General features: G+C 67.8%; 29 protein-coding genes. 9 read left to right on the top strand and 20 right to left on the bottom strand.

Going from position 1 to position 23,663, the window contains the following annotated elements:
* The first annotated feature begins 40 nt into the window (after positions 1-40).
* The 4 genes from recQ to OCH239_RS04165 all read left to right on the top strand — a co-directional run bounded on the left by recQ (position 41) and on the right by OCH239_RS04165 (position 5,644).
* Positions 41-2,095, top strand: a complete 2,055-nt coding sequence (gene recQ, locus OCH239_RS04180) for a DNA helicase RecQ (RefSeq protein WP_037259219.1) — start codon at positions 41-43, stop codon at positions 2,093-2,095.
* Positions 2,096-2,226: 131 nt separating this feature from the next.
* Positions 2,227-3,990, top strand: coding sequence for a dihydroxy-acid dehydratase (gene ilvD, locus OCH239_RS04175; protein WP_037259216.1), 1,764 nt, complete (start codon positions 2,227-2,229; stop codon positions 3,988-3,990).
* Between the two features lie 2 nt (positions 3,991-3,992).
* Positions 3,993-4,634 carry a hypothetical protein gene (locus OCH239_RS04170; RefSeq protein ID WP_051489247.1) on the top strand — a complete coding sequence of 214 codons (642 nt, stop codon included), beginning with the start codon at positions 3,993-3,995 and terminating at the stop codon, positions 4,632-4,634.
* A gap of 95 nt (positions 4,635-4,729) precedes the next feature.
* Complete coding sequence (locus tag OCH239_RS04165; RefSeq protein ID WP_037259213.1) at positions 4,730-5,644, top strand: DMT family transporter; 915 nt, start codon at positions 4,730-4,732, stop codon at positions 5,642-5,644.
* Between the two features lie 28 nt (positions 5,645-5,672).
* Here OCH239_RS04165 and OCH239_RS04160 read toward each other — a convergent pair whose 3' ends face one another.
* Positions 5,673-6,992, bottom strand: coding sequence for an NAD(P)/FAD-dependent oxidoreductase (locus OCH239_RS04160; protein WP_037259210.1), 1,320 nt, complete (start codon positions 6,990-6,992; stop codon positions 5,673-5,675).
* A 132-nt stretch (positions 6,993-7,124) separates the two neighbouring features.
* Between OCH239_RS04160 and OCH239_RS04155 the strand changes: the two genes are divergently transcribed.
* Together OCH239_RS04155 and OCH239_RS04150 are read left to right on the top strand one after the other, a co-directional pair.
* The gene (locus tag OCH239_RS04155; RefSeq protein WP_037259207.1) at positions 7,125-7,808 is read left to right on the top strand and encodes a GntR family transcriptional regulator; all 684 of its coding nucleotides are present in this window, start codon (positions 7,125-7,127) and stop codon (positions 7,806-7,808) included.
* 74 nt (positions 7,809-7,882) lie between these two features.
* Positions 7,883-9,280: an aspartate aminotransferase family protein gene (locus OCH239_RS04150; RefSeq protein ID WP_037259204.1), complete on the top strand. Its 1,398-nt coding sequence runs from the start codon at positions 7,883-7,885 to the stop codon at positions 9,278-9,280.
* Positions 9,281-9,451: 171 nt separating this feature from the next.
* Here OCH239_RS04150 and OCH239_RS04145 read toward each other — a convergent pair whose 3' ends face one another.
* The 13 genes from OCH239_RS04145 to def (OCH239_RS04085) form a co-directional block, all read right to left on the bottom strand.
* Positions 9,452-9,892: a molybdenum cofactor biosynthesis protein MoaE gene (locus OCH239_RS04145; RefSeq protein WP_037259200.1), complete on the bottom strand. Its 441-nt coding sequence runs from the start codon at positions 9,890-9,892 to the stop codon at positions 9,452-9,454.
* 4 nt (positions 9,893-9,896) lie between these two features.
* The gene (gene moaD, locus OCH239_RS04140; protein WP_037259197.1) at positions 9,897-10,142 is read right to left on the bottom strand and encodes a molybdopterin converting factor subunit 1; all 246 of its coding nucleotides are present in this window, start codon (positions 10,140-10,142) and stop codon (positions 9,897-9,899) included.
* Entirely contained in the window at positions 10,142-10,807 is a 666-nt protein-coding gene (gene pgsA, locus OCH239_RS04135) for a CDP-diacylglycerol--glycerol-3-phosphate 3-phosphatidyltransferase (RefSeq protein ID WP_037259195.1), read from the bottom strand. The genes moaD and pgsA overlap by 1 nt, the downstream gene beginning before the upstream one ends.
* A 56-nt stretch (positions 10,808-10,863) precedes the next feature.
* Positions 10,864-11,634, bottom strand: a complete 771-nt coding sequence (gene recO, locus OCH239_RS04130) for a DNA repair protein RecO (RefSeq protein ID WP_051489245.1) — start codon at positions 11,632-11,634, stop codon at positions 10,864-10,866.
* Positions 11,635-11,754: 120 nt separating this feature from the next.
* Positions 11,755-12,090 (bottom strand): DUF1491 family protein, encoded by a 336-nt coding sequence (locus tag OCH239_RS04125; protein WP_037259192.1) that lies wholly within the window; start codon positions 12,088-12,090, stop codon positions 11,755-11,757.
* Positions 12,083-12,991: a GTPase Era gene (era, locus tag OCH239_RS04120; RefSeq protein ID WP_037259190.1), complete on the bottom strand. Its 909-nt coding sequence runs from the start codon at positions 12,989-12,991 to the stop codon at positions 12,083-12,085. The genes OCH239_RS04125 and era overlap by 8 nt, the downstream gene beginning before the upstream one ends.
* The gene (locus OCH239_RS04115) at positions 12,988-13,908 is read right to left on the bottom strand and encodes a DMT family transporter (protein ID WP_244430298.1); all 921 of its coding nucleotides are present in this window, start codon (positions 13,906-13,908) and stop codon (positions 12,988-12,990) included. Before OCH239_RS04115 ends, era begins: the two co-directional genes overlap by 4 nt.
* Entirely contained in the window at positions 13,905-14,591 is a 687-nt protein-coding gene (gene rnc / locus OCH239_RS04110; protein WP_037259187.1) for a ribonuclease III, read from the bottom strand. The genes OCH239_RS04115 and rnc overlap by 4 nt, the downstream gene beginning before the upstream one ends.
* Positions 14,588-15,430 carry a signal peptidase I gene (lepB, locus tag OCH239_RS04105; protein ID WP_037259184.1) on the bottom strand — a complete coding sequence of 281 codons (843 nt, stop codon included), beginning with the start codon at positions 15,428-15,430 and terminating at the stop codon, positions 14,588-14,590. The genes rnc and lepB overlap by 4 nt, the downstream gene beginning before the upstream one ends.
* 75 nt (positions 15,431-15,505) lie before the next feature.
* Complete coding sequence (def, locus tag OCH239_RS04100) at positions 15,506-16,003, bottom strand: peptide deformylase (RefSeq protein ID WP_037259181.1); 498 nt, start codon at positions 16,001-16,003, stop codon at positions 15,506-15,508.
* Complete coding sequence (gene def, locus OCH239_RS04095; RefSeq protein ID WP_037259178.1) at positions 16,000-16,494, bottom strand: peptide deformylase; 495 nt, start codon at positions 16,492-16,494, stop codon at positions 16,000-16,002. Before def (OCH239_RS04095) ends, def (OCH239_RS04100) begins: the two co-directional genes overlap by 4 nt.
* On the bottom strand, positions 16,494-16,946 hold the full coding sequence (locus tag OCH239_RS04090; RefSeq protein ID WP_037259175.1) for a hypothetical protein: 453 nt from the start codon (positions 16,944-16,946) through the stop codon (positions 16,494-16,496). Before OCH239_RS04090 ends, def (OCH239_RS04095) begins: the two co-directional genes overlap by 1 nt.
* The gene (def, locus tag OCH239_RS04085; protein ID WP_037259172.1) at positions 16,943-17,461 is read right to left on the bottom strand and encodes a peptide deformylase; all 519 of its coding nucleotides are present in this window, start codon (positions 17,459-17,461) and stop codon (positions 16,943-16,945) included. The genes OCH239_RS04090 and def (OCH239_RS04085) overlap by 4 nt, the downstream gene beginning before the upstream one ends.
* Before the next feature lie 112 nt (positions 17,462-17,573).
* On the opposite strand from def (OCH239_RS04085), the gene OCH239_RS04080 reads away from it, so the two are divergent.
* Complete coding sequence (locus OCH239_RS04080; RefSeq protein ID WP_037259170.1) at positions 17,574-18,752, top strand: MalY/PatB family protein; 1,179 nt, start codon at positions 17,574-17,576, stop codon at positions 18,750-18,752.
* A gap of 3 nt (positions 18,753-18,755) precedes the next feature.
* On the opposite strand, the gene OCH239_RS04075 is transcribed toward OCH239_RS04080, so the two are convergent.
* From OCH239_RS04075 to OCH239_RS04050, 6 genes are all read right to left on the bottom strand, one after another.
* Positions 18,756-19,379, bottom strand: coding sequence for a trimeric intracellular cation channel family protein (locus OCH239_RS04075; protein ID WP_037259166.1), 624 nt, complete (start codon positions 19,377-19,379; stop codon positions 18,756-18,758).
* Positions 19,376-19,840 (bottom strand): ribonuclease HI, encoded by a 465-nt coding sequence (rnhA, locus tag OCH239_RS04070; protein ID WP_037259163.1) that lies wholly within the window; start codon positions 19,838-19,840, stop codon positions 19,376-19,378. Before rnhA ends, OCH239_RS04075 begins: the two co-directional genes overlap by 4 nt.
* 99 nt (positions 19,841-19,939) lie before the next feature.
* A complete protein-coding gene (locus OCH239_RS04065; protein ID WP_037259160.1) occupies positions 19,940-20,392 on the bottom strand; it encodes a DUF3429 domain-containing protein in 453 nt (150 codons plus the stop codon).
* A 76-nt stretch (positions 20,393-20,468) separates the two neighbouring features.
* Positions 20,469-21,419: a 4-hydroxy-3-methylbut-2-enyl diphosphate reductase gene (gene ispH / locus OCH239_RS04060; protein WP_037259157.1), complete on the bottom strand. Its 951-nt coding sequence runs from the start codon at positions 21,417-21,419 to the stop codon at positions 20,469-20,471.
* 61 nt (positions 21,420-21,480) lie between these two features.
* Positions 21,481-21,918, bottom strand: coding sequence for a YqaA family protein (locus tag OCH239_RS04055; protein ID WP_244430297.1), 438 nt, complete (start codon positions 21,916-21,918; stop codon positions 21,481-21,483).
* Positions 21,919-21,926: 8 nt separating this feature from the next.
* Complete coding sequence (locus OCH239_RS04050) at positions 21,927-22,496, bottom strand: LabA-like NYN domain-containing protein (RefSeq protein ID WP_037259153.1); 570 nt, start codon at positions 22,494-22,496, stop codon at positions 21,927-21,929.
* 126 nt (positions 22,497-22,622) lie between these two features.
* On the opposite strand from OCH239_RS04050, the gene folK reads away from it, so the two are divergent.
* Entirely contained in the window at positions 22,623-23,207 is a 585-nt protein-coding gene (gene folK / locus OCH239_RS04045; protein WP_037259151.1) for a 2-amino-4-hydroxy-6-hydroxymethyldihydropteridine diphosphokinase, read from the top strand.
* A gap of 83 nt (positions 23,208-23,290) precedes the next feature.
* Positions 23,291-23,647, top strand: a complete 357-nt coding sequence (gene rpoZ, locus OCH239_RS04040; protein WP_037259149.1) for a DNA-directed RNA polymerase subunit omega — start codon at positions 23,291-23,293, stop codon at positions 23,645-23,647.
* The last annotated feature ends 16 nt before the right edge of the window (positions 23,648-23,663 follow it).

Below are 23,663 nucleotides of genomic sequence, written 5' to 3'. Positions count from 1 at the left end.
AGAGCAGTTCGACATAAAAACCTGCAGGTCTCCCGCCGACATGCCCCGTGACATGGGTCCCGCCTCCGCGCTTCTGCGCGACGTCTTCGGATTCGACGATTTCCGTCCCGGACAGGGAGAAATCGTGGATGCGGTGACGGCCGGTGAGAACGTGCTTGCGATCATGCCCACGGGCGGGGGCAAGTCGCTCTGCTTCCAGCTTCCCGCGCTCGTGCGGCCCGGTGTGACGGTCGTCGTCTCGCCCCTGATCGCGCTGATGCGCGACCAGGTCCGCGGCCTCCGCGAGGCGGGCGTCGCGGCGGGCGCGCTGACTTCGGGCAATACTCCGGAAGAGACCGATGCCGTCTTCGACGCGCTGCATGACGGCTCGCTGAAGCTGCTCTATCTCGCGCCCGAGCGGCTCGCCTCCGGCGGAACACAGCGGATGCTGGCGCAGGCGGGCGTGTCGCTGATCGCCGTCGACGAAGCGCATTGCGTCAGCCAGTGGGGGCACGATTTCCGCCCGGATTATCTGCGGATCGGAGAGCTGCGGCGCACGCTCGGCGTTCCGCTCGCCGCGTTCACCGCGACGGCGGATGCCGAGACGCAGGGCGAGATCGTCACCCGGCTCTTCGACGGGGCGCAGCCGCAGACCTTCCTGCGAGGCTTCGACCGGCCGAACCTGCACCTCGCCTTCCAGCCCAAGGACAGCCCGCGCAAGCAGATCCTGGCCTTCGCCGCCGCCCGCAAGGGGCAGTCTGGGATCGTCTATTGCGGCACCCGCGCCAAGACCGAGAGCATCGCGCAGGCTTTGCGCGAGGACGGGCACGCCGCGCTTTCGTATCACGGCGGGATGGAGCCCGACGCCCGCCGCCACGTGGAGGAGCGTTTCGCGACCGAGGACGAGCTCATCGTCGTGGCCACCGTCGCCTTCGGCATGGGCGTCGACAAGCCCGACATCCGCTGGGTCGCGCATGCGGATCTGCCGAAATCCATCGAGGCCTATTACCAGGAAATCGGGCGGGCGGGCCGCGACGGGGCCCCGGCCGAGACCCTGACCCTCTTCGGGCCGGACGACATCCGCCTGCGCCGCTCCCAGATCGACGAGGGCAACGCGCCGCCCGAGAGGCGCGCGGCGGATCACGGGCGGCTCAACGCGCTACTGGGGCTGGCCGAGGCGTTCGAGTGCCGCCGGAAGACGCTTCTGCGCTATTTCGGCGAGGAGCATGGCGGCAATTGCGGCGCCTGCGACCTCTGTGACAGTCCGCCCGACACCTTCGACGGCACCGAGGCAGTGCGCAAGGCGCTCTCGGCGGCGCTGCGGACCGGCGAAAGCTTTGGCTCGGGGCATCTGATCGACATCCTGATCGGCAACGAGACCGACAAAGTGCGCCAGCGCGGCCACGAAAGCCTGCCGACCTTCGGCGTCGGCAAGGACCTCTCGCGCTCGCAATGGCAGGCCGTCTTCCGGCAGATCATGGGGCGCGACCTGATGCGCCCCGACCCAGAGCGCCACGGTGCGCTCTGGATGACCGAAGGCGCGCGCCCGATCCTGCGCGGCGAGGAGAGCGTCACGCTCCGCCGCGACACGATCGACCGGGCCAAGGCCTCGCGCCCGGTGGCGCGCACGCTGGTCTCGGAGGAGGACGCACCGCTCCTGTCGGCCCTCAAGGCCAAGCGGCGCGCTCTGGCAGAGGCGCAGCGGGTCCCGGCCTACGTCATCTTTCCCGACCGCACGCTGATCGAGATCGCGGAACGACGCCCCCGCAACCTCGACGAAATGGCGGGCATTTCGGGCATCGGCGCCAAGAAGCTCGAACGCTACGGGTCGGAATTCCTGTCGGTCGTCGCGAGCGAGGCCGAGGCGATGCACCCGACGCGCCGCAAGCTCGCCGGGAAATCCTCGGGGGCGCTCTACGACCGGCTCCTTGCGGCGCAGGCGAAACTCGCGCGCGGCGCGCATGGAACCGACAAGCCGCTCTCCTGCTCGGCCTCGCAACTGGCGAAGATCGCCGAATTGCGGCCCTCGGATGTCGATACGCTCGAGCGTCTCCTGGGCGAGCGCCGGGCCGAGCGGTTCGGGGCGGCGTTCCTCGAAGTGCTGCAAGAGGGCTGAGCGGCCAAGAAACTTCGCGATATTTCGCTGGGAATCCCGCGTTGGTTCTTTTCTGTCCGGCGCGCGTCCTTGTGCGGCGCAAGGGCGAAAGGTATGCCAATCGCCAAGACAGCCTGGAAGGATCAGCCGAGATGCTCAAGCGCCCGTTCGACAAAACGAAGCTTCCCAGCCGCCATGTGACCGAGGGACCGGCCCGCGCGCCGCACCGTTCGTACTATTACGCGATGGGCATGACCGAGGACGAGATCCACCAGCCCTTCGTCGGCGTCGCGACCTGCTGGAACGAGGCCGCGCCCTGCAACATCGCGCTCAGCCGGCAGGCGCAGGCGGTGAAGATGGGCGTCAAGCAGGGTTTCGGCACCCCGCGCGAGTTCACCACGATCACCGTGACCGACGGCATCGCGATGGGCCACGAGGGCATGCGCTCCTCGCTCGCCTCGCGCGAGGCGATCGCGGACACGGTCGAGCTGACCATGCGCGGGCATTGCTACGACGCGCTCGTGGGTCTTGCGGGCTGCGACAAGTCGCTGCCGGGCATGATGATGGCCATGGTGCGTCTGAACGTGCCCTCGGTCTTCATCTACGGCGGCTCGATCCTGCCGGGCAAGGCGCCGCAGGTGGACGAGATCCCCGAGGATTTCCGCACCCGCGATCTGACCGTGCAGGATATGTTCGAGGCGGTCGGGCGCCACCAGAACAACGAATTGTCGGACGCCGCACTCGCCATGCTCGAGCGGGTGGCCTGTCCCTCGGCCGGCGCCTGCGGCGGTCAGTTCACCGCAAATACCATGGCCTGCGTCTCCGAAGCGATCGGCCTCGCGCTGATGAACTCCTCGGGCATGCCCGCGCCCTACGAAAGCCGCGACGCCTATGGCGAGGCTTCGGGGCAGGCGGTGATGGACCTTCTCGAGAACAACATCCGTGCCCGCGACGTGGTCACGCGCAAGAGCCTCGAGAACGCCGCGCGGGTCGTCGCATGCACCGGCGGGTCGACCAATGCGGGCCTGCACTTGCCGGCCATCGCGCATGAGGCGGGCATCGAGTTCTATCTCGAAGATGTCTGCGAGATCTTCCGCGACACGCCCTATTTCGTCGACCTCAAGCCGGGCGGCGCGTATGTGGCGAAGGACCTCTTCGACGCGGGCGGCATCCCGGTGGTGATGAAGGAGCTGCGCAAGGCGGGCCTCATCCACGAGGATTGCATCACTGCCTCCGGCCGCTCCATCGGCGAGGAACTAGAGCTGATCGACCGAAACGCCGACGGCAAGGTCATCCACTCGATTGAGAACCCCATCACCAAGACGGGTGGCGTCGTCGGGCTCAAGGGCAACCTCGCGCCCGAGGGGGCAATCGTGAAGGTCGCGGGCATCGCGCCCGAGAACCAGGTCTTCACCGGTCCCGCCCGCGTCTTCGAGAGCGAGGAAGAGGCGTTCGAGGCGGTCAAGTCCCGTGGATATGAGGAAGGCGACGTGATCGTCATCCGCAACGAGGGCCCGGCGGGCGGGCCCGGCATGCGCGAGATGCTGGCGACGACTGCCGCTCTCTCGGGGCAGGGCATGGGCAAGAAGGTCGCGCTCATCACCGACGGGCGCTTCTCCGGCGCGACGCGCGGCTTCTGTGTCGGCCATGTCGGCCCGGAGGCGGCGCAGGGCGGACCGATCGCGTTCCTCAAGACCGGCGACATGATCACGATCGACGCGATCAAGGGCGAGATCAACGTGGACGTCTCGGACGAGGAGATGGACGCCCGCAGGCAGGCCTGGCCGGGCGCGCGTCCGACGAACTACGCCGCCGGCGCGCTCTGGAAGTTCGCACAGCTCGTCGGCCCCACCTACAAGGGCGCCGTCACCCATCCCGGCGCCGTCGCCGAGACGCACGTCTACATGGATCAGTGACGATGCCGCGCCGCGCGTTTGCCTGTCTTGCGATGCTCGCCTTGGCCGCCTGCGAGGTGGACGAGAACGGCGAGGTGCGCGGTTTCCTTCCCGGCGGGGAAACAGGAAGCGCCAGCGGGCGCGGCGCTCTCGCCTCGCCCGACCGGGACGCCGAGCCGGTGCGCCGTGTCGCGCTCGCCGGCGGCGCGGTGGTGGTGGGTGGACCGCGCGGCTACTGCGTCGATCCCGCGACCGTCGAGACCAACGGCACGAGCGGCTTCGCCATGATCGCGAGTTGCCGGATCATCGCCGGGGCGGGGCCCGAGGTCGCGCCGGTCATCGTGACCGTGACCGTGGGGGCGGAAGAGCCCGCACCTCTCCTGCCCGATCCCGAGGCGCTCGCGCGGCTTGCCGGGGGGCCGGCTCGCGCCTTTCCCGAACGCGGCGGGCTGGTGACAGCGCAAATGCAGCGGGGCGGCTCGACCGTCCTCGCCGGCGGCGACGAAAGATACTGGCGCGGAGCCTTCCTTCAGGGCCAGCGGATCATCTCGCTGGCGCTCTATGCGCCCGAGGGCTCGGAGCTTGCCGGCGACCGCGGGCTGGCCTTTCTCGGCGATGTCCGCGATGTGATCCGCAGCGCTAGCCCGGGTGCAGGGCGCGGATAGGCCGGATCGCGAGCACCGGCGCAAGGCCGCCATCGCCTTGACCTTCCAAGCGGCCGGACGGAGGGTCGCGCGGTATTTCGTAGCGGACTTCTCCCATGAGCGCCCTCAGCGGCATCCTCCTCAAGCTTGGCTCCGTCGTGCTCTTCGTCGTCATGTCGGCGTTGATCAAGGCGGCGTCGGCGGATGTCCCGCCGGGAGAGGCCGTGTTCTTCCGCTCGTTTCTCGCCCTTCCGGTCATCGTCGTATGGCTCGCCGCGCGGCGGCAGCTGACGACGGGACTGAAGACGACGAACCCGCTCGGCCATCTCTGGCGCGGGCTGATCGGGGTGTCGGCCATGGGCTGCACCTTTGCCGGCCTCGGCATGTTGCCCCTGCCTGAAGTCACCGCGATCGGCTTCGCCGCGCCGATCCTGACGGTGGTCTTCGGGGCGCTCCTCCTTGGAGAGCGGATCCGTCTCTTCCGGATGAGCGCAGTTTCCGTGGGCCTCGTCGGCGTCACGATCATCGTCTGGCCGCGCCTGACGCTCGACAACGCGCAGAGCGGGGCGGCGCTCGGGGCGGGGCTCGTACTCCTGTCGTGCGTCTTCCGCGCCCTGGCGCAGATCCAGATCCGTCGACTGGTGGCCCACGAGGACACCGCCGCGATCGTCTTCTACTTCTCGTTGATGTCGACGCTGCTGTCGCTTCTGACCGTTCCGTTCGGGTGGGTCGTGCCGAGCCCGAACACCGCGGCATTGCTTGTCTCGGCGGGGCTCATCGGGGGGATCGCGCAGATCCTGATCACCTCCGCCTACCGCCACGCCGAGGCGGGTCTGCTTGCGCCCTTCGACTACGCTGCGATGCTGTTCGCCCTGGTGATCGGCTATGTCGTGTTCGGGGATGTTCCGACAACATGGATGTTGGCGGGGGCGAGCCTCGTCATCGCCTCGGGCGTCGCCATCATTTGGCGCGAGCGCCAGCTCGGCCTGAAGCGGGGTCGCGCGCGGTCCGGGATGGCGCCGCAGGGCTGAGCCCCGGATCGCGACGCGAGTGGCGCGCTCACAGATCGAAGGTTTCGGCGGCGAGATATGCGGGACGCAGGAGCGAGCGGCGGAAGCGGCCGAGGGGGAAGCGCGGCGGGGGGATCCTGATCGCGTCGGGATAGTCGGCATCCGGAGCGGCTCCTCGCACAAGGGATGCGAGGACGCGGCCCGCATGCGTCGCCATCGCAACGCCGTTGCCGTGGTAGCCGAAGCCCGCGAAGACGCCCGGCATGTCCGGCACCGGCCCGACGAACGGTGTAAGGGTCCGGGTCAGGCAGACGAGGCCGGACCAGTCGTGCTCGATCTCGACGTCGCGCCAGGCCGGGAACATCGCGTGGAAGTCGCGGCGGATGCGGCGGGCTGTGGCGCGGGTTTCCCGGGGCCGGGCGGAGAGGCCCCCGCGCATGCCGAACAGGAAGCGGTCGTCTGGCAGGAGCCGGAAATAATGGAGGAGCTGGCGCGTGTCGAAGGACATCTGCCGGGAGGTCCATCCCTGCGCCTCGCGCTCCGCGAGGGTGAGGGGGCGGGTCACGATCACGGTCGAGAGGACCGGCAGGGTGCGGCCGCGCAACCAGGCGGGCACGTCCTCGGCGCCATATCCGTTGGTGGCGATGACGACGCGCTTCGCCGAGACGGTTCCGTCTGGGGTCGAGAGTCGCCAGAGACCGTCGGCATGCGTGATGGCGGTGACCGGGCTCTGCGCGTGAAGCGCGGCGCCGGCCTTCTCAGCCGCGCGGGAGAGGCCGGCATGATAGCGGGCCGGGTCGAGGGCGAAGCCGATCGGGATCGTCAGCGCGCCGTGGAAAGGGCCTCCGAGACCGGCCTGCCGGAGGCCGGCTTTGTCGATCAGGTTGGGCTCGACGCCGTAGGACGCGCGGATGTCTGGCAGCGCGGCGCGCAGCGCCTGCATGGCTCTCGGCGAATGCGCGAGTTGCGTCTCGCCCCGGCTGTGCGTGTCGGCATCGATGCCATGGATGTCGAGAATTCGCGCCACGGTATCGACTGCCGCGCGTTCGGTCCGCCGCCAGTCGCGCCGGCCCTGCTCTCCGTGCCGGCGGCGGAGCATCGCGTCGGTCGCCTTGGCGCCACCGAGACAGCAGAAGCCGCCGTTTCGGCCGGAGGCGCCGAAACCCGCGTCATCCGCCTCGAGCAGGGTCGCCTCGACGCCGGCTTCGGCTAGGTGCAACGCGGTCGAGACGCCGGTGTAGCCGCCGCCGACGATCGCCACGTCGGTCCGCAGGTCGGCAGAGAGGGGCGTCCAGTCGGGTGCGGGGGTGCGAGCCCAGAAACGGCCTTTGGGTGGTGCGTAGGCGGAGGCTTCGTAGAGGCGGTGCATCGGCCGGTCCTTGTAGTTCGTCTCGAAGAGCTACGCCGCTCGCCCGTGCCCGTCCAGATGCGCGGGCGGTTTCGCGGGCGTGCTGGGCATGGCAGGATCGCCGGATCCGGAGACCCGGCGCAGGACATACGCATGGACGCAACTGAAGACACCAGAACCGAAACGGGCGCCCGGGCCGGATTGCCCGCGCACGAGCAGGTCTACAGGCGCCTGCGCGAGGGCGTGCTTTTTGGCGAGTTCGAGCCCGGCCAGCCCGTGACCATCCAGGGCCTCACGGAACGGCTCGGGGTCGGAATGACGCCGGTGCGGGAGGCGCTGCGCCGGCTGACGGCGGAAGGCGCGCTCGAGTTCCGCGGCAACCGGCGGATCACGGTTCCCGTACTCGATGCCCGGGCGCTCGAGGAGTTGACCTGCGCGAGGCTGGCGCTCGAGCCGGAACTTGCGCGGCGCGCTGCGCGGGTGGCTGTCGAGCCCGCCGTTGCGACGTTGCAGGCGACTGATGCCCGCATCGACCGGGCCATCCTTGCGGGGGACATTGCAGGCTATCTCCGCGAGAACCACCGGTTCCATGCCGGGATATACGCGCTTGCCGGTGCGCCGATCCTTCAGGGCATGGTCGAGGGGCTCTGGCTGCGTTTCGGCCCGTCGCTGCGTGTGGTCTGCGAAGGGGGCGGGCAGCTTGGCCTTCCCGACCGCCACAAGGACATGCTGGCGGGATTGTCGGCACGTGACGATGCGGCCGTGCGGCAAGCGATGGCGGACGATGTCAGGCAGGGCATGGCGAGGATCGCGGAACGGCTTGCGGGAGGGATCTGACCGCGACGGATTGACTCTTCGGAATTTGATCATATTTTTCGGTCAACAATCCCGACAGCACCGGAGGCCCCCTCGTGGCTCACCTGACCAATACCGCCCCGACCGCCGAATTGCAGGCTCTCGACGCAGCGCACCATCTGCACCCCTTCACCCATGCCGCCGGGCTGAAGGACAAGGGCGCGCGCATCATCACCCGCGCGGACGGCGTGTGGCTTCAGGACAGCGAAGGGCACCGGATCCTCGATGCGATGGCGGGGCTGTGGTGTGTCAATGTCGGATACGGGCGGCGCGAACTGGTCGAGGCTGCGGCGGCGCAGATGGCGGAGCTGCCGTTCTACAACACGTTCTTCCAGACCTCCCACGTGCCCGCGATCCGTCTGGCCGAGCGCCTCGCCGGGCTAGCGCCGGAGCACCTCAACCACGTCTTCTTCGCGGGCTCGGGATCCGAGGCGAACGACACCAACATCCGCCTGGTCCGCACCTATTGGGAGATGAAGGGCGCGCCGCAGAAGAAGGCGATCATCTCGCGCTGGAATGCCTATCACGGCTCCTCGGTGGGATCGGGATCGCTCGGAGGCATGAAGGGCATGCATGCGCAGGGCGGCATGCCGATCCCCGACATCCACCACATCGACCAGCCGGACTGGTGGTCCGAGGGCGGGGATCTCACACCAGAGGAATTCGGCCGCGAGCGTGCCCGGCAGCTCGAGGAGAAGATCCTCGAGCTCGGGGAGGACAACGTCGCCGCCTTCATCGCCGAGCCGGTGCAGGGCGCGGGCGGGGTCATCGTGCCGCCGGACAGCTACTGGCCGGAAGTGAACCGGATCCTCGATAAATACGACATTCTCCTAATTGCCGACGAGGTGATCTGCGGCTTCGGGCGCACGGGCAACTGGTTCGGCTCCGAGACGATGGGGATCCGTCCGGACATCATGACGATCGCCAAGGGGCTGTCCTCCGGATACCAGCCGATCGGCGGGTCGATCGTGTCGGACGAGATCGCCGAGGTGATCGGCGGCGACGAGTTCAACCACGGCTACACCTATTCGGGTCACCCCGTGGCCTGCGCGGTAGCGCTCGAGAACCTGCGCATTCTCGACGAGGAGGGGATCGTGACGCGCGTCCGCGAGGAGACCGCACCGTATCTCAAGAAGAAGTTCGAGAGCCTCGCCGATCACCCGCTCGTGGGCGAGGCGAAGATCGTCGGGATGATGGGGTCGATCGCGCTCACGCCCGACAAGGCGAGCCGGGCGAAGTTCGAGGATGGCGGCGCGCTCGGATACCTGACGCGGGAGCGCTGCTTCGCGAACGATCTGGTGATGCGTCATGTCGGCGACCGGATGATCGTCTCTCCGCCGCTGGTGATCTCGACCGATGAGATCGACCTGCTGATCGAGCGGGCGCGGAAATCGCTGGACGAGGCGATGGACGAGGCCGAAAGGCAGGGTCTTCTGCGGGCCGCGGCGGCCTGATCACGCGGAGCGGCTTTGCCGCGCCGGTCATCTCGCCGGTGCGGCTGGCGCCGCCCCGTCTCGGATGGGTGCATCCGTCTGGCACCTGTCCATCGCTCCGACGTCGATATCTGTTGCGGTTCAACTTCGCTGGGCCTGGCTCTTCGATCAGCCGGTCCGATGCGCCGGGCATCACCAGCGGGACAGAGCGTCCTCGTCCTCATCCTTGGCAGCGACCCAGGCCTCGCCCCTGTCCGCCATGTGTTCCTTTTTCCAGAACGGCGCGCGGGACTTGAGGTAATCCATGAGGAAGTCCGCGGCCTCGAACGCATTGCGGCGGTGGGGGGCGGCAGTCGCAACCATCATTATGCGCTCGCCCGGGGTCAGCATGCCGTAGCGGTGGATGACGAGCACGTCGCCGAGGGACCATCGCCTGCGGGCCTTCTCGGCGATCTCGCCGAGCGCCTTCTCCGTCATTCCGGGATAATGCTCGATCTCCATCCTCGCGAGATCGCCGTCGCCGCGCACGATCCCCGCGAAGGTCACCACCGCTCCCATGTCGGCACGGCCGGACGCGAAGCGCTCGCATTCCGCACCGTAGTCGAAGGGCGCGTCCTGCACGCTCACAGGCATCCTGTCAGCCACCGGTCATCGGCGGAAAGAACGCGACCTCGCGCGCACCGGCGAGAGGAGCGTCGAAATCGGTCAGTTCCTGATCGACCGCGACCCGCAGCGCCGTGAGATCGGCGAAGGCCGCGTCGTAGCGCTCCTCGCGCGCCCTCAGTTCCGCGACGAGGTCCGATACGGTCGTGGCCGAGGTTTCGATCCGTTCCTTCGGCAGACCGATCCGCTCGCGGACCCAGGCGAAGTAGAGAACATCCATCAGCGATCCTCCTTGAGGAAGGGTGTGGCCTTGCGGAAATAGTCCCAGCCGGTGATCACCGTAAGGGCGGCGGCCACCCAGAGCAGGAAGATGCCGGCATGGCCGGTCCAGACCATCCCCGTGAGCTTCCAGTCGAGCCCGTGCACTTCCGCGGCGCGGCGCTCGAGCACCTGCGCGATGGTGGCCTGATCCATGTTCCACGAGGCGACGCCGAGGTAATGCTCCCAGACACCCTGCGCGAAGAGCACGGCAATGGCGACCATCTGCAGCGTCGTCTTCCACTTGGCGAGGTTCGTCACCTTTAGCGTTCCGGCCGTGTCGCCGAGATATTCGCGCAGGCCCGAGACGAAAACCTCGCGGAAGAGGATGAAGGTCGCGGGCAGAACGAGCCATGGGGACATCGAGGAATAGCCGACGATTACCATCAGCGCGATGACCACCATGGCCTTGTCGGCGATCGGATCCAGCATGGCGCCGAGCTTGCTCTCCTGCTTCCAGCTGCGCGCGATATGGCCGTCGATCCAGTCGGTCACCGCGGCGCCGACGAAGAGCACGAGCGCCAGCCAATCCGCAAACGGCCGGTTGAAATAGAGAAACATCACGGCCAGGCCGGGGGCGGCCAAAAGACGCAGGACGGTGAGGGCGTTGGGCAGGTTCCACTTCATGGGTGTGTTCCTATCCCGGATGTCTGTGCGGCGGAAGATGTCAGGGTCACAAGACTTCAACGCGGGCCGGGCGCGCGCGGGTCCGCTTCCGGGTCATGACGGGTCGCACGACGGCGCAGGCGTTCGACGAAGAGCGCGCGGGCGGCGGGCAGGCGGCGATCGCCAAGAGCGGGGGAGAGGCGGGTCTCGAGGAAGTGACCGGTCGTCCCGAGCGCGGTCAGGATTTCGTCGTCGCCGCGGTTGCCCTCGCCGAATAGCGCCGGCGGCAGCGGCAGGAGGCGGTCGGCCCATGCGCCGGCTCCCTCGACCGTGACCGCCCGGCCGGTGCGCGGCGAGACGTAGCGCAAGCCGTCCGTCGCTCCGGTGACCGCGCAGCGCGTCAGGTCGAGACCGAAACCCATCTCTTCGAGCAGCATCATCTCCCAGCGAAGATAGTAGAAGGGAAAGTCGCGCGGCATGGCGAGCGCGTCGAGCAGCAGCCCGCTCGCGCGGTAGAGACCCGGATGCGCCTCGCGCTCTGGCAGGGTGAAAGCGAGGAGTGCGGTGACTGCGTTGAGCCCCGCCAGCGAGAGCGGATCGGCCATGGCCTGCGCGGAGCGGGAGCGGCGCGGCTCTGCAGTGAAGGTGCCGATATGATCCTCGAGCCGGGCGCGCCAGGTGACGTCGAGTTCGGAGCCGGGCTGGAGGATCGAGGCGGCCTTGCGCGACGATGCGCCGCGCAGGACGCCCGCGTGCCGCCCGCGCGTTTCGGTGAAGACCTCGAGGATCGCCGAGGTCTCGCCGTGCCGCCGCACGGTCAGCAGAATTCCGGTGTCGCGCCAATCCATAAGAGCAGGATCGCCGCTGGCGGGTCCGATGCCAAGGGCCGGCGGCTCGTCGCCTGACACGGCAAGGCGGGCCGGGATCGTCGGCGGCGGAGTTCGGGGCTAAAGAAGCCCGTCGGCCGGTTACAGCAGGCCGTCTTCTCCGAGCATATGGCGGCCGGCGCGATCTTCGACCTCGATCACCCAGAGATCGGGATCGCTGCGGCGCTCGCGCGAGACGACCTCGTCCACCTCACGCTCTGGACCGTCGGCCATGACTTCCCAGCGCGTGCTGTCGGCCATGAAATCGTAGCGGCGGGTTAGGAGACGGGCCGTGCCGTCGAGCTGCGCCACCTTCACCAGCACCGCGCCCGCCGTCTCGTCGCCGCGCGAGGTGACGAAGGCGGGAATGCCGGCGAGGTCGAGGCGCTTGCGGTAGGCCGAGACCCAGAGGGCGGTCGCGAGGCGCGGTTCAGCCATCGCCGTCGCGGAAGTCGAGGCCCATCTCGGAATAGCGCTCGCTCTCGTCGAGCCAGCCCTCGCGGACCTTCACCTGCAGGAAGAGGTGCACCCTGCGGCCGAGGAATTCCTCGATCTCGACGCGGGCGGCCTGGCCGACTGCCTTGATCGTCTCGCCCTTGTTGCCAAGCACGATTCCCTTGTGACCGGTGCGGCTGACATAGACGATCTGGTCGATGCGCGCCGAGCCGTCCTTGCGCTCTTCCCAGGTCTCGGTCTCCACGGTGAGCTGGTAGGGCAGCTCCTGATGCAGGCGGAGCGTCAGCTTCTCGCGGGTCATCTCGGCGGCGATCATGCGCATCGGCAGATCGGCGATCTGGTCCTCGGGATAGAGCCACGGACCCTCGGGAAGTGCGCTGGCGAGGAACGTCCGCAGCTCTTTGACGCCGTAGCCCTTCTCGGCGGAGATCATGAAGGTCTCCTCGAAGGGATAGGCCTCGTTGAGGCTCTGGCTGAGCGAGAGCAGAGTTTCGGCCTTCACCCGGTCGATCTTGTTGATGGCGAGCGCGACGCGGCGCCCCTCGCCGATCTCGCGCAGCCGCTCGAGGATCGCTTCGACGCCCTCGGTCAGCCCGCGATGCGCCTCGATCAGAAGAACCACCACGTCGGCATCGCTGGCCCCGCCCCACGCGGCGGCCACCATGGCGCGGTCGAGCCTGCGCCGCGGCTTGAAGAGGCCGGGGGTGTCCACGAAGACCAGTTGGCTGTCGCTTTCGATTGCGACCCCGCGGATGCGGGACCGGGTCGTCTGCACCTTGTGGGTGACGATCGACACCTTCGCACCGACCATGCGGTTCAGCAGCGTGGATTTGCCCGCGTTGGGCTCTCCGATCAGGGCGACGAATCCGGCGCGGGTGGTCATGGGGCGTGATCCTTGTGGTCGGGCCGTGCGGGTACCGCAGCACGAGGCGCTTGGCCAGAGGGTCGGCCACTTCGCCAGAGGGTGTAGAGGCCCGAACCCACGATCAGGGCCGCGCCGGCGAACATGAGCGCGTCGGGGCGCTCTCCGAACACGATATAGGCGAGGATCAGGGCCGCGAGGAGGCGGGCGTAGCGAAAGGGGGCGACAACCGACACTTCGCCCGTGCGCATGGCCTGTGTGAGACCGGAATAGGCGGCGACACCGGCCAATGCGGTGGCGAGGAGGAGAAGGATCGCACGGGCGTCGGGCACCTCGCGCGCGCCGGTCTCGAACGCCAGGATCAGGAGGCCGGCGAGGGTCACGCTGGCAAAGCCCGGGATGCCGAGCTGTGTGGCGGAGATCGACGGGGGGCTTGCGCGCGTTGCCACGTCGCGCCCCGCGAAGCCGATCATCGCGATGACGGCAAAGAGTGCCGAGAGTTCGATGCCGTCCGGGCCGGGCCGCAGGATCAGAAGCACGCCGAGAAACCCGATGCCCATGGCGATCCAGCGCCGGGGACCGACCCGTTCGCCGAGCACAAGCGCCGCGCCGAGCGTCACGACGAGCGGCGCAGCCTGAAGGATCGCGGAGGTGACCGAGAGCGGCGCGAAGGCGAGCGCGAGGGCAAAGAAGAGCCGGCCCGTGACCTCGAAGGCCGTGCGCACGATCATGGTCCTCGAGAGGTACTCCGCGGTCCAGACCGGCAGACCCGCACGGCGCACCAAAGCGGCGTAGAGGGCGAAGCCGCAGAGGCCGAAGATCAGCGTTCCGAGGCCGGGTGAGACGGTGGACGTGGCGCTCTTGAAGAGCGCATCCTCGACGGCGAAGCCCACCATCGCCAGAACCATGAGGATGGCGCCGCGGAGGTTGGCGCTCACGCCCCGCCCTCGAGCCGCCCCAGAAGGGCGCTCGCCGCCGCCTGTTCGGCCTGCCGCTTGGAGGGCGCTTGGGCGCTGTCGCTCTCGCCGGTCCTGATCCGCACCTCGATGGTGAAGACGGGCTGGTGATCGGGACCCTCGCGGCCCGTTTCGGTATAGGACGGGGGCGGCAGACCGCGGGCCTGCGCCCATTCCTGCAGGGCCGTCTTGGCGTCGCGGGCGTCTTCCTCGACGCGGTCGACCCGGTCGCCCCAGAGCCGCAGGATCATGTCCTTGGCAACCTCGAAGCCCGCATCGACATAGACCGCGGCGATCACCGCCTCCATAGCGTCGCCGAGAAGCGCCATCTTGCGCCGTCCGCCGGAAAGGCGCTCCGACCGGCCGAGCTTCATCGCGTCGCCGATGGCGCAGTCGCGCGCGACCTCGGCGCAGGTCTCCTTGCGCACCAGCGCATTGTAGCGGGGGGCGAGCTGGCCTTCCGCGGCATCGGGATCGCGTTCGAGCAGCGCCTCGGCCATCACGAGGCCAAGCACGCGGTCGCCGAGGAATTCGAGGCGCTGGTTGTCTTCGCGCGTCGGCCCGGACATCGAGCCGTGCGTCAGCGCGCGCGTCAGAAGCTCGGGCCGGTCGAAACGGTGGCCGAGACGGCCCTCGAGATCCTTCAGAGCGGCCGAGCGCTTCACTCGATCCTCTCGAAGAAGCGGTCTCCGCGCCACGTCCAGAAATAGAGCATCGAGGATCCCGCGGAGGAGAAGATCACCCGGCTCGCCTTGCCGACGATGTTCTCGAAGGGCACGAACCCGACGCCGCCCGCAACGGCCGGCACGCGGCTGTCCGACGAATTGTCGCGGTTGTCGCCCATCATGAAGTAATGACCTTCGGGCACCTGGTAGACGGGCGTGTTGTCGGAGCCCTGCTTGCCGATGTTGAGCACGGAATGCGCAACGCCGTTGGGAAGCGTCTCGACGAACTTCTCCTTCTCGCAGCGTCCCCCGTCGCCGACCGGGCCGTTGCCGCAGCGCGGCCGGAGGCGTTGGGGCCCCTGCGGCTCCGCCACCTCGACGAAGGTGCCGTCCTCCTGAACCTCGGCCGGCTCGTCGTTGATGTGCAGCACGCCGTCGCGGACCTGGATCCGCTCGCCCGGCAGGCCGATCACGCGCTTGATGAAGTCGCGGCCCGACACCGGATGGCGGAACACAACGACGTCCCCGCGTTCGGGAGCGTCGCCGAAGAGGCGCGTGTTGTCGCCGTCGAGAAAGCCGCAGATGTCGGACGCATCAATGTCGATGCCGAGGCCCGGCAGGTAGAGCGAGGGGCAGGAGGCGTAGGAATAGCCGTAGGTCATCTTGTTGACGAAGAGGAAGTCGCCGATCAGCAGCGTGTCCTTCATCGATCCCGAGGGGATCCAGAACGGCTGGAAGAAGAGCGTGCGGAAGATGCCCGCGATCAGGAGCGCGTAGACGATCGTCTTGACGGTCTCGAGAAATCCGCCGCCGGATTTCTTCTGCTTGCCACTCGCCATCTCGACCGCCTTTTCACCTGCTCTGCCGCGAGGCGCTTCTTGCGGGCGAGGCGGGGCGAAGTCAAGGCGAGCGCCCTAGCGTGCGACCTTGCGGGCGCGCCGGATCAGCATGTCGCGCTTGGTCTTCGAAAGACGGTCCACGAAGAGCATGCCGTTCAGGTGGTCGATCTGATGCTGGACGCTCGTGGCCCAGAGATGAACGAAATCGCGCTCCTCGGTCTCTCCCGCCGCGTTGAGGAAACGGACTGTCACCGCGCGGGGCCGCGAGATCGTGGCGTGAACGCCGGGAAGGCAGGGGCTGGCCTCGTCATGTTCGCGATCCTGCACGCTGGCATGGAGGATCTCCGGGTTGGCCATCCGTACCACCTCACCGCGTTCGTTCGACGCGTCCACCACGGCGAGCCGCAGCATGACCCCGATCTGCGGAGCGGCGAGACCGACGCCCGGCATCGCCTCCATCGTGTCGATCATGTCCTGCCAGTGCGCGCGGATCTCGTCGGTGACGTCCTCGACAGGTTCTGCTGCTTTGCGCAGGCGCGGGTCGGGCCAGCGCAGGATTGGGCGGACGGTCACAACAGGGCCTCGTATTCGGTTTCAAGGTCGCGTCGGGCCTCGGGGGCGACTCGGTCGAAGGTCACGATCCCGTCGAGATGGTCCAGCTCGTGCTGGGCGCAGGTCGCCTCCATCCCCTCGAGCCGTTCCTCGTGCACCGCGCCGTCGAGGCCGCGATAGCGCAAGACGATCCAGTCGGGGCGAGTGACGCGCGCGGTCACGCCGGGGATCGAGAGGCAGCCTTCGTCGCGGGTCTCGGAGGTCTCAGACGCGGCGACGATCTCCGGGTCGATGCAGGCGCGGGGCGCCATCTCGCCGTCCTTCCACCCCGCATCCATCACGAAGACGCGCACCAGCACGCCGATCTGCGGTGCGGCAAGGCCGCGACCGGGCGCGTCGTACATCGTCTCGAAGAGGTCGCGCACGAGATCGCCCACGTCGGTGTCGCCGACCTTCACGCATTTGCGGGAGAGGCGCGGGTCCGGCCAGCGAAGGATGTCGCGGAGAGCCATCAGACCGCCTCCGCCGCGAGCCGGTCGGACAGGTAACCTTCGGGATCCGGGCCCCCTGTCATCATGTGCCGCAGCCAGGCATCCCGTTCGTGACCGATCACGGCCAGCTCCCACACGCAGGCGGCGAGCGGCCGGTCGTCCATCGCCTCGAATTCCGCGCCGCGCGCAAGGCTGAGCCGCTGGCAGAGGATGTCGCCATGCGCCCACCAATCCATCAGCAGCCACGTGCCCGCTTCGCCCTCGTGGATTACGACGAAGCCGAGCCCGTGCGCATCAGCCTCGGTCATCGCCGCCTGGTCCATGCGGGCAGCCTCGTTGCGGGCGGCCTGCAGGAGGTCCTCCGAAGGGGCCGCCGCGCCGATGTGGTAGACCTTCACGGCGAGCGCGCCGACCTGCCAAGAGGCCAGCGTGCGCAAGGGGCGCGGCGCGTAGGTCGGAGGCAGGGTGGTCACGCGCGGGCCTGCTCGCGTTTCAGCTTCTGCATCTTTCGGGTGATCATCTGCCGTTTCATCGGGCTCAGGTAGTCGATGAAGAGCTTGCCATCGAGATGGTCGATCTCGTGCTGGACGCAGACTGACCAGAGTCCGTCGAAATCCTCTTCCTGCAGATTGCCGTCGCGGTCGAGCCAGCGGACTTTCACCGCATCGGGGCGCTCTACGTCGGCATATTGATCGGGGATCGACAGGCACCCTTCCTCGTAGATCTTGCGCTCGCTCGAGGCGCCGACGACCTCGGGATTGAACATGACGAGCGGACGGGGATCGGCGTCGTCCTCCTTGACGCAATCGAGCACGATCAGGCGCGACATCACCCCGACCTGGGGCGCGGCGAGGCCGATGCCGGGCGCGTCGTACATCGTCTCGAGCATGTCGTCCGCCAATTGGCGCAACTCGTCCGAAAGATCGTCCACGGGCGGGACGACCTTCTTGAGACGCGGGTCGGGATGGATGAGGATCGGTCGCTTCATGCGCTGGCATTTAGGCGAAGCGCCGCGGCCGCGCAACGCCTCGGGCGGTGCTTGCGGCCAGCGATCCCGGCGCTAGGGTTCGGCCCGAGGGCCGGAAAGGACAAACGACGACATGAGCAGCCGTTTCGACGAAGAGATCGCGCGCGTGGGGACCCACAGCGCGAAATGGGACATGATGGAGACGATCTACGGCGTCTCGCCCGAGGACGGCATCGCCATGTGGGTCGCGGACATGGATTTCCGGCCGCCCGATTGTGTTCAGCGGGCGGTGCAGGCAATGGCCGATCACGGGGTCTACGGCTATTTCGGCAATGACGCGCCGTACCGCGAGGCGATCTGCTGGTGGATGTGCGAACGGCACGGCTGGGAGCCCGATCCCGCCTCGATCCTGACCACAAACGGCCTCGTCAACGGCGTCGGGCTCGCCGTGGACACCTGGACCGAACCGGGTGACGGCGTCGTGCTCTTCACGCCGGTCTACCACGCCTTCGGCCGGGTGATCCGCTCCGCGGGCCGCGAGGTGGTCGAATGCCCGCTGGCAATCCGGGACGGCGTCTACACCTACGATTTCGACGCCTACGACGCGGTGATGACCGGACGCGAGAAGATGGTCGTGCTCTGCTCGCCGCACAATCCCGGCGGCCGGGTATGGACGCGCGATGAGTTGCAGGGCGTCGCCGCGTTCGCGAAACGACACGATCTGATCCTCGTCTCGGACGAAATCCACCACGATCTCGTCATGCCCGGTCAGACCCATGTCCCGATGACGCTCGCCGCGCCCGAGATCGAGGATCAGCTGGTGATGATGACGGCGACCACCAAGACCTTCAACATCGCCGGTTGCCATACCGGCAACGTCATCATCCCCGACGCGGGCCTGCGCAAGGCCTATGCGCAGCGGATGGCCGCGCTCGGGACCGGCCCGAACGCCTTCGGGATACACATGGCGACGGCGGCGTATTCGGCCGAGGGGGCGGCGTGGGTCGACGAGCTCTCTGAGTATCTCGACGGGAACCGCCGGCTCCTCGACGAGATGGTGAATGCCATTCCGGGGGTGCGCTCGATGCCGATGGAGGCGACCTATCTGGCCTGGGTCGATTTCTCGGGCACCGGGATGGAGCCTGCCGAATTCCGGCGCCGGGTCGAGGCGGAGGCGAAGCTCGCGGTCAATCACGGCGAGACCTTCGGACTGGGCGGCGAAACCTTCCTACGCTTCAACTTCGCGACGCCGCGTGCGCGCGTCGAGGAGGCCGGGCGCCGGCTTCAGAGCGCCTTCGCCGATCTGCAATAGCGGTCAGCGGGTGCGCTTCGGGTGCGGCTTGTAGAGCGGTAGGGCCCAGCCGAAACGGATCGACCCGGCGCGCAGGGCGGCGGTGAGCGCGGCGCAGGTCAGGACCGCAGGCGCCTCGCCGACGCCGATAAGGCGCAAGAGCGCGAGTGCCGCCGCCCCGGTGAAGGCGCAGGTCACGTAGAGTTCGCCCTGCCGCAGGACGAGCGGCACCTCGTTGGCCACCACGTCGCGAGCGAGACCGCCCATGCAGCCGGTGATCATGCCCATGACGACGACGATCGGCATCGGAGCGCCCTCGCGGGCGGCGATCCCCGCCCCGGCCGCGACCGCCACCGCAAGCGCACCCGCATCGAGCCAGCGCAGAGCGACGTAACGCGATTCGAGACGGTGCGCCGTGAAGAAGACCGCCACCGCCGCGGCGCAGCCGACGCCGAGATAGGTCGGGTCGGCGATCCAGAAGACCGGACGGTCCAGCAGGACGTCGCGGACCGTACCGCCACCCACGCCCGTGAGGCAGGCGAGAAACGCGAAACCGACGATGTCGAGCTGAGCACGGCTGGCCACCAGAGCGCCTGTCAGGGCGAAGATCAGAACCGCGGCATAGTCCAGAAGGACGAGCACGTTCACTTGCCCTTGCTGCCCTTGAACGGCGCCATTCCCTCGCGCGCAAGCTCGTCGGCGCGCTCGTTCTCGGGGTGGCCGGCATGACCCTTGACCCATTCCCAGCGGACCTCGTGGGTCTTCTGCGCGGCGTCGAGACGCTTCCAAAGCTCTTCGTTCTTCACCGGCTTCTTCGCGGCGGTCTTCCAGCCGTTCTTCTTCCAGCCGTGGATCCAGCCCGTCACGCCGTTCTTCACGTAGACACTGTCGGTGACGATGGTGATGCGCGACGGCTGCCTCAGCGCCTCGAGCGCCGAGATCGCAGCCAGAAGTTCCATTCGGTTGTTGGTGGTCGCGCCCTCGCCGCCGTTCAGCGTGCGCTCCTTGACGACGGTGTCGCCGTCCTTGGCCAGCATGAGAACACCCCAGCCTCCGGGGCCGGGATTGCCGGAGCAGGCTCCGTCGGTGAAGGCGTAGAGATCGGGCATGCCGCGCTCTTGGCGCGGCACCGGGCCGGGGTCAAGGGGCGGCGAGGTGCGAGGGCGCCGCCCTCGCGCTTCCGGAATATTGCGCCAAGAGAAAATAGGTCAGATCAGCGGGCCAACGGCGAGGCAGAGGACCACGAGCGCAGTCAGCAGGAGGCGCAGCTGCATCCACCAGCGCGGAGCGAGGCCCCAGAACCAGAAGGCGGCATCGAGGACGAGCAGGCCCAGGAACCCGAAGATGAGGTTGAGCCCAGCCGAGGTCGGTCCGCCCCCGGTCATGAAGAAGGCCCAGAGCGCGGGGATGACTGACAGGGCGTAGCCCGTTGCGCCGCGGTTGTCGCCCGCCTTCGCCGCGAAGCCCCAGAGAACGCCCGACATGAACGACAGGATGATGGCGCCGTAATAGAGCTGCACGTACGGCCCGATGAACCGCGGTCCGAGATTGGCCTGGCCCCAGGCGGCGAGACCGTCCGAGAGCAGGGTGGCGGCGCCCCAGGCAAAAGGGATCACGCCGGCGAGGCCGAGGACCAGGGCGGAGCGGGGGATCTGTCTCATGCGCAGAGTTTTCCTCGAAGGCGATCCGCGATGCGCCGAACGGCGGCGCTCTGCGCGGGTACTGGCGGCCCCGGGCTTAAGCCGGTTGACGAAGGACGCGGGGCACCTTGAACTCGACGTCTTCCTCGGCGGTGGTCACTGTCTCGACACTGACGTCATAGCGGTCGCGAAAGGCGTCGATGACCTCCTCGATCAGGACGTCCGGGGCAGAGGCGCCCGCCGTCAGACCGATGGAGGCGATACCCTCGAGCGACCGCCAGTCGATGTCGGCGGCGCGCTGGACGAGCTGGGAATAGCGGCAGCCGGACCGCGCGCCGACTTCGACGAGGCGCTTCGAATTCGAGGAGTTGGGCGCACCCACGACCAGAAGGGCGTCGCAGTCCGGGGCCATCGCCTTGACCGCCTCCTGCCGGTTGGTGGTCGCGTAGCAGATGTCTTCCTTGTGCGGGCCGACGATCGCAGGGAAGCGCGCCTTCAGCGCCGCCACGATCTCTGCGGTGTCGTCGAGCGACAGGGTGGTCTGCGTCACGAAGGCGAGCTTTTCAGGGTCGCGCACCTCGACTGTCGCGACGTCCTCGGGGGTCTCGACCAGAAGAACCTCGCCCTCGGGGAGCTGGCCCATCGTGCCGATCGTCTCGGGGTGGCCCGCATGTCCGATCATGATCATCTGGAGGCCGTTCTCGGAGTGGCGCGCGGCCTCGATATGGACCTTCGACACCAGCGGGCAGGTCGCGTCGACGAAGACCATCTCGCGTGCCGCCGCCTTCTCCGGCACCGCCTTCGGGACGCCGTGGGCCGAGAAGATCACCGGCCGGTCCGGCGGGCACTCGTCGAGTTCCTCCACGAAGACCGCGCCCTTGTCCCGCAAACCATCGACGACGTACTTGTTGTGCACGATCTCGTGGCGCACATAGACCGGGGCGCCCCATTTCTCGAGCGCCATCTCGACGATCTTGATCGCGCGGTCGACGCCGGCGCAGAAGCCGCGCGGAGCGGCAAGGTAAAGCGTGAGGGGCGGCTTGGTCATGGAGCACCTCCTTTCGCGCGAGACGTAAGGGATCGGGCGGCACGGGTCCAGAGGCGGGGCATCACATCGCGGCCGCGGTGCCCCAGGCGAGGATCGCGTAACGCGCGGTCTTCGCGACGGCGACGAGGCCAAGGAATACCCAGAGCCGTGTCCGCATGATTCCGGCAATCACGGTGAAGGCGTCGCCGAAGGGCGCCCAGCTGAGCAGGAGCGTCCAGACGCCCCATCGCGACCACCAGCCCTGCGCGCGATCAAGCTGGCGGTCCGTCGCCGGGAACCATCGGGCGTCGCGGAAACGCTCTGCGCCGCGGCCGAGCACGTAATTCACGACCGCGCCAAGCACGTTGCCGATGCTTGCGACGACGACGAGCAACCCCAAACTCACCGTCTCGCGAAGCTGAAGCGCGACAAAGACGACCTCGGACTGGAAGGGCAGGATCGTCGCTGCGCCAAACGCAGCGACAAAGAGCCCGGTCAGTGCCGCGAACGTCTCGGTCACGCCTCCGTTCAGCCGTTGACCGCCTCGGCATTGCCGTCGTTCGAGCCATGGCGGGGCGGACGACCGATCACTTCGCGGAGCTCGTCGAGCTCGATGAAATTATCGGCCTGCCGGCGCAGCTCGTCGGCGATCATCGGCGGCTGGCTGCGGATCGTGGAGACGACAGAAACCCGTATGCCCTGCCGCTGGAGGCTCTCCACGAGCGGACGGAAGTCGCCATCACCGGAAAACAGCACGATATGGTCCACCCGCGGGGCAAGCTCCATGGCATCGACGGTGAGCTCGATGTCCATGTTGCCCTTGACCTTCCGGCGACCCTGGCTGTCGGTGTATTCCTTGGCAGGCTTGGTCACCATGGTGAAGCCGTTGTAGTGCAGCCAGTCGACGAGGGGACGGATCGGCGAGTAATCGTCGTTTTCCAGGAGCGCGGTATAATAGAATGCTCGGAGCATCTTGCCGCGACGTACGAATTCCTGGCGCAGAAGCTTGTAGTCGATGTCGAACCCGAGGGCCTTCGCGGCCGCATAAAGGTTCGACCCATCGATGAACAGCGCCAGCCGTTCGTCCTTGTAAAACATCAAAAGTCCTTTCGGTAAAGCGGCGGCGCCGGTAGAGCCGTGAGTGAAATAAAAGGCCGCGCCCCGCGAGCAAAAAATAACTGCGTTGGCGCCGGGTTCAACCCGGCAGGAAATTACCTTTAAGATATGCACATCGACTGCGCGGAGCAAGATACACTGGTGGCGCTTGGTGGGAATTGGCCAAGCGATGCGGGTCCCCCCGAAGCGACCCTGCGCGCCGCGTTGGGCGCGCTTGCAGAGGCCGGACTTGCCGTCCGCAGGGTCAGTCGTTTCTTTGCAAACCCCTGTTTTCCGAAGGGGAATGGCCCCGACTACGTGAACGCGGCGGCGGCGCTTGCCCCAGGCCCCGGGGGTGTCGATCCGGAGGAGGTCCTGCGGCGCCTCCACAGCGTCGAGGCGCGGTTCGGGCGGGTGCGCGAAGAGCGCTGGGGCGGTCGCGCGCTCGACCTCGACCTCCTCGCCGTTGGCGAAATCGTGTTGCCGGACCTTGCCGAACAGGCGAACTGGCGCCGATTGCCGCTCGAGAGGCAGATGCAAGAGGCGCCGCGCGAGCTGGTCCTGCCGCATCCCCGCATGCAGGAGCGGGCCTTCGTCCTCGTTCCTCTTCTCGACATCGCGCCGGGATGGCGGCATCCGACGATCGGCGCTACGGTCTCCGAAATGTGCGCTGCGCTGCCGAGGGACGCGCGCACCGAAGTTGTGCCGATATGAATGGCGGCCCCCTTGTCAAGCCTGTACATTCGCGTTAGACGGTCCCCTTCCTAGGACATGTCCTGACTTAGCCTGGAGGCACCATGGCCCGCGTCACCGTGGAAGATTGCGTCGACAAGGTTCCGAACCGGTTCGATCTCGTTCTGCTCGCAGCGCATCGTGCGCGTGAAATTTCGTCGGGAGCGCCGCTCACCGTCGATCGCGACAATGACAAGAACCCCGTCGTCGCGCTCCGTGAAGTCGCTGAGGAGACTCAGTCGGCCGACGAGCTGCGCGAGCGCATGATCGAATCGAACCAGACCCAGATCGAGGTCGACGAGCCCGAGGACGACGCCATGGCGCTCCTGATGGGCGGGGCGGAGCCCGACAAGCCGCAGGACGACGACATGTCCGAAGAAAAGCTCCTGCGCGCTCTGATGGAGGCGCAAGGCCAGGGCTGAGGCCCCGAGTTGCGCG

This window comes from Roseivivax halodurans JCM 10272 (assembly GCF_000521785.1).
Classification (GTDB): domain Bacteria; phylum Pseudomonadota; class Alphaproteobacteria; order Rhodobacterales; family Rhodobacteraceae; genus Roseivivax; species Roseivivax halodurans.
This window is presented reverse-complemented; position numbering and strand designations above follow the sequence as displayed.